This window comes from Aliigemmobacter aestuarii, assembly GCF_004799285.1.
Classification (GTDB): Bacteria; Pseudomonadota; Alphaproteobacteria; order Rhodobacterales; family Rhodobacteraceae; genus Aliigemmobacter; species Aliigemmobacter aestuarii.
Genome location: NZ_SSND01000003.1, coordinates 313402 through 327734 on the forward strand (window position 1 = coordinate 313402; position 14333 = coordinate 327734).

Consider the following 14333-nt stretch of genomic DNA (forward strand, 5'->3'; position numbering starts at 1 on the left):
CTAGCGCCGCAGCGCGTCCGCCAAGGCGTGATAGGACGCTTTCGGGGTCCTTGCCAAGGTGGCGAAATCCACATGGACAAGCCCGAAGCGCTTTTCATAGCCGAAGGCCCATTCGAAATTGTCCATCAGAGACCAGTAGAAGAACCCCTTCACGTTCACGCCCGCGGCGATCGCGTTCAGGCTGGTCTGGAAATGGCCCTGCATGAAGTCGATCCGGGCATGATCGTTCACACTGCCGTTCAAGATCGTGTCGGCGTGCGCCATGCCGTTTTCCGTGACGTGAATCGGCAGGTCGCCGACATGGTCGCGGGCAAGCCGCTTCAGGAAATATTCCAGCCCCTCGGGATGAATTTCCCAGCCCATCTGTGTCTTGGGCAAGGGGCCCTCGACCTCACGCGTGGCGGGCCATGTGGCATCGGGGGCGGCGGCATGGATGTGGCGGGTGTAGTAGTTCACCCCAAGCCAGTCGAGCGGCTGCGCGATGAGCCCCATGTCGCGTTCCCAACCCTCGGGCATGTGGGGGGCCAGCCCCTCAAGCGCCTCGGCCGGATATTCGGCGCGGGTGATCGCCTCGATGAACCATCGGTTGAAGATCGCGTCCTGCACCGCCGCGGCCGCCTGATCCGCCTCGCTGTCGGACGCGGGGAAGGCGCGGTCGAAATTCAGGACGATCCCGATCTCCTTCTGGCTGCGGGCGCGCATTGCCTGCGTTGCCAGCCCATGCGCCACGAGGATGTGATGCATCGCCCGCGCCGCGGCGCGGATGTCGCGCAGGCCGGGCGCGTGATGGCCCAGGAAATGCGACAGCCACGCCACGCACCAGGGTTCGTTGATGGTGGCGACCGAGGCGAGCCGGTCGCCGTAAAGCCCGACCACCTTTTCGGCATAATCGGCGAACCGTTCTGCCGTGTCGCGGTTGGCCCATCCGCCGTGATCGGCCAGTGCCGAGGGCAGGTCCCAGTGATAGAGCGTCAGGAAAGGTTTCAGCCCGCGTTCCAGCATTCCGTCGATCAGCCGGTCGTAGAAGGCCGCGCCCTCGTCGTTCAGGCGCCGGCCGTCCGGCATCAGTCGCGACCAGTTGATCGAGAAGCGGTAGGCATCAAGCCCCGCGTCGCGGATCAGATCCAGATCCTCGGGCCAGCGGTGGTAATGGTCGCAGGCCACGCGGCCATTCTCGGCGCGGACCACATTGCCGGGGGTGGCTGAGAAGCTGTCCCAGTGCGACGGCCCGCAGCCGCCAAAGCCCGACCCCTCGATCTGGTAGGCGGCGGTGGCAACCCCGAACAGGAAGCCTTCGGGGAAAAGGGAGCGACCGGCCAGCATGGGAACCTCAGGGTTTGGCGGCACCGGCGGCGAGCGCCGGGGCGTCGGGCAGGGCGCCATGGGACGTGGCGTTCGATTGCAGCGGGCCGGTCGATTGGCCGATGATCAGTTCGGCCTCGAGCAGCCGTTCGCGCGGAGGGCCACCCGGATGGCCCATCATGTCGATCAGCATTTCCGCCGCCAGCCGCCCCGCCAGCCGGACCGAGGACCGCGTCGCGGTGAAGATCGGCACCTCTTCGCCGTTCTTCAGATAGCTGAGTTCGTCGTCGTGGATGATGACCGACACATCGCGCCCGAGCTTCAACCCGGCTTCCTCGATCGCGCGGCGCACCCCCATGGCCGAGATGATCGAGGCGACCAGCAAGGCGGTCGGCGGATCGGGCAGGGCAAGGGCGGCTTTCGCGGCGCGGTAGCCCGAAGATTCGGTCATCTCGTCGGAAAACATGATGGCCGGATCTGACGCAATGCCGCGTTCGGCCAGCGCCTCGGTATAGCCCGCGCGGCGGCGGATGGCGAAGTCCATGAACTCCAGCCCGTTGACAAGGGCGATGCGCCGATGGCCCAGGTCCAGCAGGAATTCGGTGGCCCGGCGGAAGGCGCGCCGGTTGTTCACGTCGACCCAGGAATAGGGTTCGGCCGATCCGCTGGACCGGCCATGCACGACGAAGGGCAGCCCGACCTCGCGCAGGAGAGGCAGGCGCGGGTCGTCCAGACGCGGGGCATGGACGATCACGCCATCGACCGTACCGCGCGACTTCAGGTCCCGGTAGGTCTGTTCCTCGGCCTCGTCGGGCACGACCGACAGGACCATGTCATAGCCCGACCGGGAATAGACCTCGCCCGCGCCGGCGATGAAATCCGCGAAAACCGGGTTGACGATCTCGTGCCGCGTCGCGATCGGGATGACGTGGCCGATTGCCATCGCGCGCCCCGTGGCCAGGCGGATCGCCCGCGTGTTCGGCTGGTAGTTGTAGCGCCGTGCCGCGGCGACCACCCTTTCGCGGGTGGCCTCGTTGACCTCGGGGTAGCCGTTCAGCGCCCGGCTGACGGTGGTAGGCGACAGGTCCAGCCTGCGGGCAAGCTCCTTGAGGTTCATCGGCGCGCGGGTTCCAAAACGCTTTCAAATCCGGCGAGCAGGTTAACCTTCGATCGCTGGCGCGTCAAAGGGATAGCGCCCCGCAGTGGGTGAAAATCCATTTTGCAGCCGCAGAATAAACGGGTTTTCTGCACTCAAAAGTTGACTTGTCGCCGGACTGTCGCATAACTGAGGTATCCAAAGCGGTTTGAAAACGATTCCGTTCCGAAGGGCGGAGCCGAGTGGATGGTCGGCGCGACGCGCTGGTTATTGGGAGGAAGACATGAAAGCCAAACTCTTCGCGGGCGCAGCGGCGCTTGCGCTAGTTGCCGGTGGCGCCTTCGCGCAGGACCTGCGGTTTGCACCCGGCGAGGATGCGAAATTCAACTGGGCGTCCTACGAGGCGTTCAAGCAGGATCTGAGCGGGCAGGAAATCACCATCCTCGGCCCCTGGCTTGGCCCGGACAAGGATCTGGTCGAAAGCGTGATCGCCTATTTCGAGGCGGCGACCGGGGCCAAGGTGAACTACAACGGGTCGGACAGTTTCGAACAGCAGATCGTCATCGACACCGAGGCGGGCAGCCCGCCCGACATCGCCGTATTCCCGCAGCCGGGCCTGGCCCGTGACCTGGCCGCCAAGGGGCATCTGGTCGATCTGGGGGCCGACACGGCGACCTGGATCAGGGACAACTATGCCGCGGGCCAATCCTGGGTGGATCTGGCGACCTTCCCCGGCAAGGACGGCAATTCCGGCCTGTTCGGGTTCTTCTACAAGGTCGATGTGAAGTCGCTGGTCTGGTATGTGCCCGAGAATTTCGAGGATGCGGGCTATGAAGTGCCCGCCACGATGGAAGACCTGAAGGCGCTGACCGACAAGATCGTCGCCGATGGCGGCACGCCGTGGTGCATCGGCCTGGGATCGGGGGGCGCGACCGGATGGCCCGCCACCGACTGGGTCGAGGACATGATGTTGCGCACCACGACGCCCGAGAACTATGACAAGTGGGTGTCGAACGAACTGAAGTTCACCGATGCGGCCGTGGTCGCCGCGATCGAGGAATACGGCGCCTTTTCACGCAACGATGCCTATGTGGCGGGCGGTGCGGCCGGTGTGGCCTCGGTTGACTTCCGCGACAGCCCGAAGGGGCTCTTTGCCAGCCCGCCGCAGTGCTACATGCACCGTCAGGCCTCGTTCATTCCCTCCTTCTTCCCGGAGGGCACGGTGATCGGCGAGGATGCCGATTTCTTCTACTTCCCGGCCTATGCCGAAAAGGATCTGGGCCAGCCCGTCCTGGGTGCCGGCACCGTCTTTGGCCTGACCAAGGACAGCCCGGCAGCGCGTGCCTTCATCGAGTTCCTGAAGACCCCCATCGCGCATGAGATCTGGATGGCGCAGAAGGGCTTCCTGACCCCGCACAAGGGCGTGAACACGGAAACCTACGGCGATCCGACGCTGAAGAAGATGGGTGACATCCTTCTGAACGCGACCACCTTCCGCTTCGACGGGTCCGACCTGATGCCGGGCGCCATCGGCGCGGGCGCATTCTGGACCGGGATGGTGGATTATCAGGGCGGCAAGGCTGCGGTCGATGTGGCCGCCGACATCCAGAAGAACTGGGATGCTCTTCAATAAGTGGTAACCTGGGACGAGTGACCTGTCCGCGCGGGGCCACCCGCGCGGACAGTGCTCAGGCGCGCTGACCGCAGGCGGCCGAACGGGCATGGCCAAAGGGTCAAGGCCGCAAGGTTCAAGGGGAGGGGACCCGGATGGAACAACTCTTCATGGCATCGGCCACGATCATCATCGGTGTCTTTGGCTGCGTCGCCTATTTCTTCCTGTCGAACATGGCGCTGGACGCGCTTTATCCGCCGCGTGGCCCGAATGCGGGCGCGAACATCAGCCGTGCAACCGCGATCCGGCCCTGGCTTTTCCTTCTGCCTGCGATCCTCTTGCTGTGTGTCTATCTGGTCTACCCCTTCTTCGTGTCGGTCTGGCTGTCGTTCCACGATTCCAGCGGCAACCGTTTCGTCGGCGCGGCCAACTACACCTGGCTTCTGGGCGACGAGAAGTTTCGGGAATCGATGAAGAACAACATGCTGTGGCTTTTGGTGGTGCCTGCGGCCTCGACCTTTTTCGGGCTTCTGGCCGCGGCGCTGACCGACCGTATCCGCTGGGGCAATCTGGCGAAGGCGCTGATCTTCATGCCGATGGCGATTTCCTTCATCGGCGCCTCGGTGATCTGGAAGTTCATCTATGACTACCGCGGCGAAGGCCAGCGCGAGATCGGCCTGCTGAACGCCATGGTGGAATCCTTCGGTGGCTCGGCGCAGACCTGGTTGACAATTCCGTTCTGGAACAACTTCTTCCTGATGATCGTGCTGATCTGGATCCAGACCGGATTTGCGATGGTGATCCTGTCGGCGGCGCTGCGCGGCATCCCCGAAGAGACGGTCGAGGCCGCCATCCTTGACGGTGCAAGCCCGCTCCAGATCTTCTTCAAGATCAAGGTGCCGCAGATCTGGGGAACGATCGCCGTCGTCTGGACCACGATCACGATCACGGTGCTGAAGGTTTTTGACATCGTGCTTGCCATGACCAACGGCCAGTGGGGCACGCAGGTTCTAGCGAACCTGATGTTCGACTGGATGTTCCGCGGCAACGACACCGGCCGCGCCTCGGCCATCGCGCTTGTGATCATGCTGCTGGTGACGCCGATCATGATCTGGAACATCCGCAACGCCCGCGCCGAAATGCGCTGAGACGGGGGACGTCATGGACAACATCGCCGGAACCAAGTCGAGCCTCGTCTGGACCGTGAACCTTGCGGTGATCGCGCTGGTCGTCTTGTGGACCATCCCGACCTTCGGGCTGCTGGTATCCTCCTTCCGCGACCGCGACCAGATTTCCGCCAGCGGATGGTGGAATGCGGCCGTGTCCTCGGAAGCGAACGAAATCGCCCGTGCGGGCGATGCCGACACCCAGCTGCAGGAGGGCGATCTTTGGGTGATCGCGGGCACAGTCCTGCCCGAGGGCAAGGGCGAGGTGTCGCGCTTCGGCACATCGTCGCGCGACCCCACCGCCTATGCCGCCGGCGAGACCGCCGATCTGGGCGAGGGCGTGTCGCTGACGGTGGCGACGGACGGCAGCTATCGGCTGACCTCGACCACCGCGTTCGAGGGACGCAGCCCGCGCATCTTCTTTACCGCCACCACGCCGCCGCGCCTGACGACCGAGAATTACGCCCGCGTCCTCGGGGCCGAAGGGTTGGGCCGGGCCTTTCTCAACACCATGACGGTGACGATCCCGGCGACGGTGATCCCGATCCTGATCGCGGCCTTCGCCGCCTATGCGCTGGCCTGGATGGAGTTTCCGGGCCGGGCGCTGTTGATCGCGGGGATCGTGGGGCTTCTGGTCGTGCCGCTGCAACTGGCGCTGATCCCGCTTCTGAAACTGCACAACCAGTTGGGAATCGGGAAGGAATACATCGGCATCTGGCTGGCGCATTCCGGGTTCGGCCTGCCGCTGGCGGTTTATCTTCTGCGCAACTACATGGTCGGCCTGCCGCGAGAGATCATCGAAAGCGCGCGCGTCGATGGCGCGACCGATTTCCAGATCTTCCTCAAGATCATCCTGCCGCTCAGCTTCCCGGCGCTGGCCTCCTTCGCGATCTTCCAGTTCCTCTGGGTATGGAACGATCTTCTGGTCGCCACCGTGTTCCTTGGCAACAACCAGGACCAGTTGGTGATGACGGGCGTCCTGCGCGAACTTCTGGGCTCGCGCGGGGGCGAATGGGAAATCCTTGCCACCTCGGCCTTCGTGTCGATCTTCGTGCCGCTGGTGGTGTTCTTCGCGATGCAGAAATACCTGGTGCGCGGGCTTCTGGCGGGGTCGGTGAAGTGACGAAAGCAGAGGTAATGACAATGACCGGAGCCATGCCCTTCGATCCGGACTGGTGGCGCGGTGCGGTGATCTACCAGATCTATCCGCGCAGTTATCAGGACAGCGATGGCGACGGGATCGGCGACCTGAAGGGGATCACCGCCCGGCTGGACCACATCGCCGGGCTTGGCGCCGATGCAATCTGGATCAGCCCGTTCTTCACCAGCCCGATGAAGGATTTCGGCTATGACGTCAGCGATTACTGCGACGTCGATCCGATGTTCGGAACGCTGGCGGATTTCGACGCGCTTGTCGGGCGGGCGCATGATCTGGGCCTTCGGGTGATGATCGATCTTGTGCTGTCGCACACCTCCGATCAGCACCCCTGGTTCCGCGAAAGCCGCAAGGACCGGACCAACCCGAAGGCCGACTGGTATGTCTGGGCCGATCCGAAGCCAGACGGGACCGCGCCGAACAACTGGCTTTCGATCTTCGGCGGGCCGGCCTGGCAATGGGACGGGCGGCGGCGGCAGTACTATCTCCACAATTTCCTGACCTCGCAACCCGATCTGAACTTCCACTGCCCCGACGTGCAGGAGGCGCTGCTGGATGTCGCGCGCTTCTGGCTGGACCGGAGGGTGGACGGGTTCCGCCTGGATACAATCAATTTCTACATTGCCGACAGGTACCTGCGCGACAATCCTCCGCTGCCGCCGGAGTTGCGCAACGACACCATTGCGCCCTCGGTCAACCCCTATAACCACCAGCTGCACTTGTTCGACAAGAACCAGCCCGAGAACCTTGAATTCCTGAAGAAATTCCGCGCGGTGCTGAACCCCTACGGGGCGGCGGCCGTGGGCGAGGTCGGCGATGCGCAGCGCGGGCTGGAAATCATGGCGCAGTACACCTCGGGCGGGGACAAGGTGCAGATGTGCTATCCGTTCGAGATGCTGCAACCCGCGCGCCTGACCGCGCGGCTTCTGTCCGACACCTTCGCCCGGATGACAGCCGAGGCGCCGGATGCCTGGCCCTGCTGGGCCTATTCCAACCACGATGTCGTGCGCCATGTCACCCGCTGGGGCCTTTCCGATGACGCAGCAAGGGCTTACACGGTTCTGCTGATGTGCCTGCGCGGGTCGGTCTGCCTTTATCAGGGCGAGGAACTGGGCCTGCCCGAGGCCGACGTCGCCTATGAGGATCTGCAGGATCCCTACGGCATCGAATTCTGGCCCGAGTTCAAGGGCCGCGACGGCTGCCGCACGCCCATGGTCTGGGAGGCCGACAACCGCCTGGGCGGGTTTTCCGTGGCCGAAAGGGCCTGGCTTCCGGTCGCCGGGGCGCATCTGGCGCGGGCGGTGTCGGCGCAGGCGGGGCGGACCGGGTCGATGCTGGAACATTACCGCGCCGCTTTGGCCTTCCGGCACGCGCATCCCATGCTCAGGACCGGGGCGATGACCCTGCCGAAGGCTGCGGGCGATGCCGTCAGCTTCCTTCGGGGCGATGATGGTCAGGTTTTCTGCGCCTTCAACCTGGGCGAGGTGCCGGCGGACATGCCCCTTCCAGAGGGTAAGTGGCACCCCATCGGGGCCGAACTGGGGGCCGTGACGCCTGCGGGCGGGGCGCTGGTTCTGGGGCCGTGGCAGTTCTGCCTGATGCAACGAATCTGACAGGGGGCGGGAAGGATGGCCGATCTCAAGCTGACGAATGTCGAAAAGGCCTATGGCGAGGTGAAGGTTCTGTCGAACATCAACCTCGACATCAAGACCGGCGAACTCATTGTCTTTGTCGGGCCGTCGGGTTGCGGCAAATCCACGCTTTTGCGGATGATCGCAGGGCTGGAGCGGATCACCGGGGGCGATTTCGCCATCGACGGGATGCGGATGAACGACGTGCCGCCCGCGCAACGCGGGATCGCGATGGTGTTCCAGTCCTACGCGCTTTATCCGCACATGACGGTGCGCGACAACATGGCCTTTGCGCTGAAGATCGCGAAGAAGTCGGCCGAGGAAATCCGGGCCGCCGTGGACAAGGCCGCACACATCCTGCAACTGACGCCCTATCTGGATCGCCTGCCCAAGGCGCTGTCGGGCGGCCAGCGCCAGCGCGTGGCGATCGGGCGGGCCATCGTGCGCGATCCAAAGGTTTATCTGTTCGACGAACCGCTGTCGAACCTTGATGCCGCGCTGCGCGTGGCGACCCGGATCGAGATCGCGCAGCTGAAAGAGGCGATGCCCGACTCGACCATGATCTACGTCACCCACGACCAGGTGGAGGCGATGACGCTGGCCAGCCGCATCGTCGTTCTGGCCGGGGGCGGGATCAGCCAGGTTGGCACGCCGCTGGACCTGTACGAACGGCCTGAGAACGAATTCGTGGCGCAGTTCATCGGCAGCCCGGCGATGAACCTGATGCCGGGCGAGGTGGTCGAAACCGGCGCGGAAACCGTGATCCGTCTGGATCATGGCGGCGTGGCGCGGGCCGCGATCCCGACGCAGACCGCCGACATGGGAATGAAGGTGAAGCTGGGCGTGCGCCCCGAAGACCTGGCTCCGACCGAGGGTGAGCCGCTTTTCACCGGCGAGGTGGAGATCACCGAGGCGCTTGGCGAGGTCACGCTGCTTTACTTCAAGCGGCAGGAAGACGGGACGCAGGTGGTGGCCAAGCTGCCCGGCATCCATTCGGAACTGCGGCGCAAGCCGGTCAGGCTTTCGGCCGATCCGAAGAAGATCCACCTGTTCCATAACGGCCGGTCGCTGCTTTATCGCTGATCGCGGCCCGCTGCGGCGGGCGCTCTGGTCACGCCAGCAGCGCCGCGACGCCCTCCAGCGCGCGGGAAAGCGTTTGGGCCGCATGGGACAACGGGTTCACATCCGACATCGCCAGCACCACCGGCTCGCCCGGTCCAGCGTCAAGGATGGGGCGCGTGACAAGCGGGCGCCCGTCATAGCTTTCGGCGGGGGCGGGCCGGGTGTAGGACAGGCCCACCCCCATCCCGTTCGCCGCGAAACTGCGCATCAGTTCCAGCGTCGCTGTGCGGTGCGCGACCCGCGGCGACAGCCCGCGCCGCGCGAACAGCGCCCGCATGTGCCCCAGCGACAGGCCCTGATCGGCAAGAAGCAGGGGTTCGGCCGCCAGTTCGGCCAGCGACACGCCCGCCCGCGCGGCCAGTGGATGGGCCGCCGCCAGCACCGCATGGGGCGGCAGGCGCGCCAGTTCCTGCCGCGTGGTGCCAAGGGGCAGCCCCAGATCATAGGTGACGGCCAGGTCGATCTGGCCGCGCCTGAGGCCCTCGCTGATGTCCTCGAACCCTCGGACCACGGGGGCCACCGGCAGATCCGTGGGAACCAGCCGCGCCAGGATCGGCGCCAGAAGAACCGGCGCCAGATCCTCGAACACCGCAAGGCGCACGGGCAGGGCCGAAACCGCTTCGCCCTGCATCAGCCTGCCGATGTCGACCAGGCGTGCTTCGGCCTGGTCAAGGAAGTCGCGCCCGAACGAGGTGGGCGTGATCGGCCCGCCGGACCGGCGCAGGAACAGCAGCTTTCCCAGTTGTGCTTCAAGCTGGGCAATGGCCACCGAGAGGGCGGGCTGGCTGATCGCCAGCGCCTCGGCCGCGGCGGTGACGGTGCCGTGCCGGGCGACGGCAACGGCGTATTCAAGCTGGCGCAGGGTGACGGATAGCAATTCGTTATCTCGGCCTTCCAAAGATATTATTTGAATTGATGATATCCCGGTGCCAGTTTCCCGCCAAGCGAAACAGGAGCGAACCGATGCCGATCCCCGAAATCACCAAAGACATGGTCGAAGCCTATCAGCGCGACGGCGTGGTCCTTATCCGCGGCCTCTGGGCCGACTGGGTGGACGTGCTGCGCGCGGGTGTCGAACGCAACATGGCCGAACCCGGCCCCTATGCGGCCGAAAACCTGAAGCCCGGCGAGGGCGGGCGGTTCTTCGACGACTACTGCAACTGGGACCGCATCCCGGAATTCGAACGTGTGATCCGCGAAAGCGCCGTGGCCGATGTGGCCGCGCGGCTGATGCAGTCGGCGCGGGTGCAACTGTTCCACGATCATGTGCTGGTCAAGGAACCCGGCACGTCGAAGCCCACGCCCTGGCATCAGGACGGGCCCTACTACTTTGTCGAGGGGCGGCAGACGGTCAGCTTCTGGTCACCGCTCGATCCGGTGCGCGAAGCGTCGTTGCGCTGCGTGGCGGGCAGCCACCGTTGGGAAAAGGAAGTGCTGCCAACCCGCTGGATGGCTGAAACCAACTTTTACCCCGACAGCGACAAGTACATGCCCGTGCCGGACCCGGATGCCGAGGGCATGACCGTTCTGGAATGGCAGATGGAGCCGGGCGATGCCGTCGCCTTCGACTATCGCACGCTGCACGGCGCGCGCGGGAACACCACCGCATCGCGGCGCCGCGCCTTCAGCCTGCGGCTGGTGGGCGAGGACGCGCGCTATGTCGAACGCCCCGGCCGCACCTCGCCGCCCTATCCGGGCCACGGGATGCAACCCGGCCAGCGCCTGCGCGAGGACTGGTTCCCCGTTCTCAGGGCCTGATCGGGAAACGCGGGCAGGGGTGCGGTAACGCCGCACTTCCCACCGGCGGGGGCTTTGCGCTAAGTCGGGGCATCAAGGCAAGGAACCGCAGATGACCGTCGAACCCCCTCGCATCCGGCCCAAGATGTATCCCGCGCCGGAATTTCCGCCCCGCAGGCCGAAGCTTTTCGCCCGCGTTCCCCCGGCGGCCTTTCCGGCGGTGATGGGGTTGTTCGGTCTGGGGCTTGCGTTGCGTCGGGCGGCTGAGGCGCTGCAATTCACGCCCGCGCTGCCCGACCTGTTCCTTGGCGGGGTCAGCCTGCTGTGGGTTTTCTGCCTTGTGGCCTATGGGGCAAAACTGGCCCGTCGCCCGTCTGTCCTGCTTGAAGACCTGCGGGTCCTGCCGGGGCGGGCGGGCATCAACGCGCTCAACCTGTCGGGGATGCTGTTTGCCGCCACGCTGGTGCCCTTCTCGCCGGATGCGGCACGCGTCATCCTGTTCGCCTTCCTGGCGCTTCACGCCGCGCTGGCGCTGGTGATGATCCGCGTCCTGCTGGCTGCCCCGCCCGAGGCGCGCGAGGTCACGCCCGTCTGGCACCTGAGCTTTGTCGGCTTCATCATCGGCGCGGTGTCGGCGGTGCCGCTGGGGCTGACGGAACTGGCGACATGGATCCTTTACGGCACGATCCCCGTCGCGTTGGGGATCTACGCGGCCAGCCTCGTGCAGCTTGTGCGTCGCGTTCCGCCCGCGCCGCTGCGTCCGCTTCTGGCGATCCATCTGGCGCCGGCAAGCCTGTTCACCATCGTCGCCGCGTCGCTGGGTCTGGGGCAGATCGCGCTCGGCTTCCTCGTCCTGGCCGGGGTGATCGTCACCGCGTTGATCTTTGCCGCGCAATGGATGACGGTTTCGGGCTTCTCGCCGCTCTGGGGGGCCTTCACCTTTCCGATGGCGGCCTTCTGTTCGGCGATGCTGGCGCTTGGGTTCGACATCACGGCCACGTTCGCGCTGATCCCTGCGGTGGGGTTCATCCCCTTTGTTGCCTTCAGGGTGATGCAGGCCTGGGCCAAGGGCGCGCTTGCCGCCAAGACCAACGCCGCCGAGGCGTGAGGTGCGGGCCGTCGCTGCGGGCCGACCCGGTCAGGCATCCCGTGATCGGGCCGCCGATTTGTGCGCGTTTTCAGATCAGGCCGACCCAGGCGCGCGCGATCTGAAGGCCGATCGCATCGGCCTGGGTGCCATGGGCGGCCATCGCCTGTGCGTGGCCACCCGACAGCCAGCCGGGGGATAGACGCTCCACCAGGTCGGGGAAGTGGCGGTTCCAGTCTGCCACGACGGCGCGCGAGGCCTCGAAATGGAACTGCGTGCCATAGGTCGCCCGACCGATGCGGAAGGCCTGATGCGCCGCTGTGCCCGAATGCGCCAGATGCGCGGCGCCCTCGGGCAGGGTGAAGGTGTCGGAATGCCACTGGAAGATGCGGAAATCCGGGGGCAGGGCGCCCATGACCGGATCGGTGCGGCCCGCCCCGGTCAGCGTGACGCCGCACCAGCCGAATTCCGGGGCGGTGCCGATGTGGTTTTCGGCCCCATAGGCCCGCGCCAGAACCTGCGATCCAAGGCAGATCCCCATCACCGGCTTGTCGGCCGCAGTGAAGGCGGCCATGCGCCGGGCCAATTCGGGCAGGTAGGGATGGGTGTCATCGGCCCGCGCGTTCTGTTCGCCGCCGAACACCACCAGCGCGTCATGTTCGCCAACATCGGGCAGGCGGCCATCGGCCCAGGGGGTGAACTGGGCGATCTTAGCCGCCGCCTCGTGCAGCGCCACGCCCATCTGGCCGTGATGGGTGATCTTCGTATTCTCGACGATGGCCACGCGCATGCGATACTCTCCGACAGGACCCGCGCGCAATCTGGCCGGGCGACGATGCGGATGCAAGGGCGGGAATGGCGTGATCCCGGCCATTTGCCCTTGCCTTCCGCGTCCACCCGTGAAATGGGGAACCGCCAAACGATCCCTCCCAAGGAGACCCCCATGGAGATTCGCGAGGCTCTCACATTCGATGACGTCCTTCTGGTTCCGGCCGCCTCGAACGTGCTGCCGTCCGAGGCTGATACGTCCACTTTCGTCACCCGATCGATCCGGATGAACATCCCGTTGCTGTCCAGCGCGATGGATACCGTGACCGAGGGCCGCATGGCCATCGCCATGGCCCAGGCGGGCGGGATCGGCGTGATCCACCGCAACCTGACGGTCGAGGAACAGGCCCGCGAGGTGCGCCGCGTCAAGCGGTTCGAATCCGGCGTGGTCTACAGCCCGATCACGCTTCGGGCCGACCAGACGCTGGCCGATGCGAAGGAACTGCAGGACCGCTACAACGTCACCGGATTTCCGGTCGTGGATGGTGACGGGCGCGTGGTGGGGATCGTGACCAACCGCGACATGCGCTTTGCCTCCGATGACAGGACGCCGGTCAGCGTGATGATGACCTCGGACAACCTCGCCATCCTGAAAGAGCCGGTCGATCGCGACGCCGCGATCAGCCTGATGAAGGCGCGGCGCATCGAAAAGCTGCTGGTGACCGACGGCACGGGCCGCCTTACCGGGCTTCTGACGCTGAAGGATACGGAAAAAGCCGTGCTGAACCCCAACGCCTGCAAGGATGACCTGGGGCGCCTGCGGGTGGCTGCGGCCTCGACCGTTGGGGATGCCGGGTTCGAACGCAGCCAGGCGCTGATCGAGGCGGGCGTGGACATGGTGGTGATCGACACCGCGCATGGCCATTCCGAAGGTGTGGCCCGCGCGGTGGAGCGGATCAAGAAACTGTCGAACGCAGTGCAGGTCGTGGCCGGCAATGTCGCCACCGGCGAGGCCACGCGCGCCCTGATCGACGCGGGCGCGGACGCGGTCAAGGTGGGGATTGGCCCGGGGTCGATCTGCACGACCCGGATCGTGGCGGGCGTGGGCGTGCCGCAGCTGACCGCGATCATGGATTCGGCCCGTGCGGCGGGGGACGTTCCGGTGATCGCGGATGGTGGCATCAAGTATTCCGGCGATTTCGCCAAGGCCATCGCGGCGGGCGCGTCCTGCGCCATGGTCGGCAGCGCCATCGCGGGCACCGACGAAAGCCCCGGCGAGGTGATCCTGTGGAACGGGCGGTCCTACAAGTCCTATCGCGGGATGGGCAGCCTGGGCGCCATGGCGCGCGGCTCGGCCGACCGCTATTTCCAGAAGGATGCCGCCAGCGACAAGCTGGTGCCCGAGGGGATCGAGGGGCAGGTGCCCTACAAGGGCAGCGCGGCCGCGGTGATCCATCAGCTGGTCGGCGGCCTGCGCGCCGCCATGGGCTATACCGGAAACCGCACGGTGGCCGAAATGCGCAGCAACTGCCAGTTCGTCAAGATCACCGGCGCGGGGCTGAAGGAAAGCCACGTCCATGACGTGCAGATCACGCGGGAAAGCCCGAACTACCGGGTGGGTTGACCGTTGCCTGCCGGATTGACGCCGATCGCGAG

At 65.7% G+C, this 14333-nt stretch carries 12 protein-coding genes; 8 read left to right on the forward strand and 4 right to left on the reverse strand.

Annotation, left to right across the window (positions count from 1 at the left end; genetic code table 11):
• Together E7811_RS12700 and E7811_RS12705 are read right to left on the reverse strand one after the other, a co-directional pair.
• Complete coding sequence (locus tag E7811_RS12700; RefSeq protein WP_136395024.1) at positions 1-1323, reverse strand: GH1 family beta-glucosidase; 1323 nt, start codon at positions 1321-1323, stop codon at positions 1-3.
• A 7-nt stretch (positions 1324-1330) separates the two neighbouring features.
• Positions 1331-2419 (reverse strand): LacI family DNA-binding transcriptional regulator, encoded by a 1089-nt coding sequence (locus E7811_RS12705; protein WP_136395025.1) that lies wholly within the window; start codon positions 2417-2419, stop codon positions 1331-1333.
• Between the two features lie 262 nt (positions 2420-2681).
• Between E7811_RS12705 and E7811_RS12710 the strand changes: the two genes are divergently transcribed.
• From E7811_RS12710 to E7811_RS12730, 5 genes are all read left to right on the forward strand, one after another.
• Positions 2682-4031, forward strand: coding sequence for an ABC transporter substrate-binding protein (locus E7811_RS12710; RefSeq protein ID WP_136395026.1), 1350 nt, complete (start codon positions 2682-2684; stop codon positions 4029-4031).
• A gap of 134 nt (positions 4032-4165) precedes the next feature.
• A complete protein-coding gene (locus E7811_RS12715) occupies positions 4166-5158 on the forward strand; it encodes a carbohydrate ABC transporter permease (protein WP_136395027.1) in 993 nt (330 codons plus the stop codon).
• 13 nt (positions 5159-5171) lie between these two features.
• Positions 5172-6299: a carbohydrate ABC transporter permease gene (locus tag E7811_RS12720; RefSeq protein WP_136395028.1), complete on the forward strand. Its 1128-nt coding sequence runs from the start codon at positions 5172-5174 to the stop codon at positions 6297-6299.
• Between the two features lie 32 nt (positions 6300-6331).
• Entirely contained in the window at positions 6332-7945 is a 1614-nt protein-coding gene (locus E7811_RS12725; RefSeq protein ID WP_211092119.1) for an alpha-amylase family glycosyl hydrolase, read from the forward strand.
• Between the two features lie 15 nt (positions 7946-7960).
• Positions 7961-9046: an ABC transporter ATP-binding protein gene (locus E7811_RS12730; protein ID WP_136395030.1), complete on the forward strand. Its 1086-nt coding sequence runs from the start codon at positions 7961-7963 to the stop codon at positions 9044-9046.
• Between the two features lie 28 nt (positions 9047-9074).
• On the opposite strand, the gene E7811_RS12735 is transcribed toward E7811_RS12730, so the two are convergent.
• Positions 9075-9962, reverse strand: a complete 888-nt coding sequence (locus tag E7811_RS12735; protein ID WP_168733017.1) for a LysR family transcriptional regulator — start codon at positions 9960-9962, stop codon at positions 9075-9077.
• 86 nt (positions 9963-10048) lie between these two features.
• On the opposite strand from E7811_RS12735, the gene E7811_RS12740 reads away from it, so the two are divergent.
• Complete coding sequence (locus E7811_RS12740; protein WP_136395032.1) at positions 10049-10843, forward strand: phytanoyl-CoA dioxygenase family protein; 795 nt, start codon at positions 10049-10051, stop codon at positions 10841-10843.
• A gap of 91 nt (positions 10844-10934) precedes the next feature.
• Positions 10935-11930 carry a TDT family transporter gene (locus E7811_RS12745; protein WP_246020421.1) on the forward strand — a complete coding sequence of 332 codons (996 nt, stop codon included), beginning with the start codon at positions 10935-10937 and terminating at the stop codon, positions 11928-11930.
• Positions 11931-12000: 70 nt separating this feature from the next.
• On the opposite strand, the gene E7811_RS12750 is transcribed toward E7811_RS12745, so the two are convergent.
• A complete protein-coding gene (locus E7811_RS12750) occupies positions 12001-12699 on the reverse strand; it encodes a type 1 glutamine amidotransferase (protein WP_136395033.1) in 699 nt (232 codons plus the stop codon).
• Positions 12700-12852: 153 nt separating this feature from the next.
• On the opposite strand from E7811_RS12750, the gene guaB reads away from it, so the two are divergent.
• On the forward strand, positions 12853-14301 hold the full coding sequence (gene guaB, locus E7811_RS12755) for an IMP dehydrogenase (RefSeq protein WP_136395034.1): 1449 nt from the start codon (positions 12853-12855) through the stop codon (positions 14299-14301).
• Positions 14302-14333 lie beyond the last annotated feature (32 nt).

Coding starts and splice junctions, on each gene's coding strand:
- E7811_RS12720 (WP_136395028.1), top strand. CDS start 5,172: ATGGACAACATCGCCGGAACCAAGTCGAGCCTCGTCTGGACCGTGAAC.
- E7811_RS12710 (WP_136395026.1), top strand. CDS start 2,682: ATGAAAGCCAAACTCTTCGCGGGCGCAGCGGCGCTTGCGCTAGTTGCC.
- guaB (WP_136395034.1), top strand. CDS start 12,853: ATGGAGATTCGCGAGGCTCTCACATTCGATGACGTCCTTCTGGTTCCG.
- E7811_RS12715 (WP_136395027.1), top strand. CDS start 4,166: ATGGAACAACTCTTCATGGCATCGGCCACGATCATCATCGGTGTCTTT.
- E7811_RS12740 (WP_136395032.1), top strand. CDS start 10,049: ATGCCGATCCCCGAAATCACCAAAGACATGGTCGAAGCCTATCAGCGC.
- E7811_RS12745 (WP_246020421.1), top strand. CDS start 10,935: ATGACCGTCGAACCCCCTCGCATCCGGCCCAAGATGTATCCCGCGCCG.
- E7811_RS12700 (WP_136395024.1), bottom strand. CDS start 1,323: ATGCTGGCCGGTCGCTCCCTTTTCCCCGAAGGCTTCCTGTTCGGGGTT.
- E7811_RS12705 (WP_136395025.1), bottom strand. CDS start 2,419: ATGAACCTCAAGGAGCTTGCCCGCAGGCTGGACCTGTCGCCTACCACC.
- E7811_RS12725 (WP_211092119.1), top strand. CDS start 6,332: ATGCCCTTCGATCCGGACTGGTGGCGCGGTGCGGTGATCTACCAGATC.
- E7811_RS12730 (WP_136395030.1), top strand. CDS start 7,961: ATGGCCGATCTCAAGCTGACGAATGTCGAAAAGGCCTATGGCGAGGTG.
- E7811_RS12750 (WP_136395033.1), bottom strand. CDS start 12,699: ATGCGCGTGGCCATCGTCGAGAATACGAAGATCACCCATCACGGCCAG.